Here is a 791-nt window from a genome sequence, read left to right as displayed (position 1 = left end):
CCAGCCCGTCGTCAGCGCGGCGGCTGATGCGCGCCGCGAAAAAGCTGCCATTCCTCGACGACGCGGCCATCGGGCAGCTGGCAGAAGCCGGACTCGCCCTGGGGCCCCTGGCGCATCTCGAGACGCCCACCGACGGACGTGCAATAGACTGAGGCCGGATTCCCGCCGCCGCCGACCGGCATGGGCCGGTTCGCGCCGCGAAACAGCTGCCACTCCTCGACGACGCGCCCGTCCGGCAGATGGCAATAGCCGGCCTCGCCGCCCTGGGCGTCCTTACGGATCTCCAGGCGCCCGCCGACGGAGATGCAATAGGCCGAGGCGGGGTTGCCCATGGCCCAGGCATGGGACGCGCCGGCGGCAAGGGTGAGCAAAGCGGCAGCAAGCAACGACGTCACGGCTCTCTCCTGACCCCGTATCCGGCGCCACGATAGGAGAGGCACGATGAACCGGCGGTGACGCAAGGGCGCCCCACCGGTCCGAGGCGTCAGTGCCCCCCGCCCAGATACGCCGCCCGCACCTGCGGATCGTTGCGCAGCTGCGCCGCCGGGCCCTGGAAGCGGATGCGGCCATTCTCCAGCACGTAGGCGTGGTCGGCGACGCCATGGCGAATTGCTCGACGAGCAGCATCGTCACCTGCTCCTCCTTCAGCCGACGGATGATGCGAAACACCTCCTCGACCAGCTTCGGCGCGAGGCCCATCGACGGCTCGTCGAGGAGCAGGATCTCGGGCCGCAGCATCAGGGCCCGGCCCATGGCGAGCATCTGCTGCTCGCCACCCGACAGGGTGCCGG

Annotated in this window: 1 protein-coding gene and 1 pseudogene; both read right to left on the bottom strand. The window is 70.4% G+C overall.

Going from position 1 to position 791, the window contains the following annotated elements; translation table 11 throughout:
• Window positions 1–11: 11 nt before the first annotated feature.
• On the bottom strand, window positions 12–395 hold the full coding sequence (locus VP06_RS38435) for a putative hemolysin (protein ID WP_245291410.1): 384 nt from the start codon (window positions 393–395) through the stop codon (window positions 12–14).
• An 89-nt stretch (window positions 396–484) separates the two neighbouring features.
• Window positions 485–791: pseudogene (locus tag VP06_RS35730) on the bottom strand (ABC transporter ATP-binding protein C-terminal domain-containing protein); the annotation flags it as partial.

It is taken from the genome of Methylobacterium aquaticum (assembly GCF_001043915.1).
Taxonomy (GTDB): domain Bacteria; phylum Pseudomonadota; class Alphaproteobacteria; order Rhizobiales; family Beijerinckiaceae; genus Methylobacterium; species Methylobacterium aquaticum.
The sequence above is the reverse complement of the archived record's forward strand: the minus strand, read 5'-3'. Positions and strand labels throughout refer to the sequence as shown.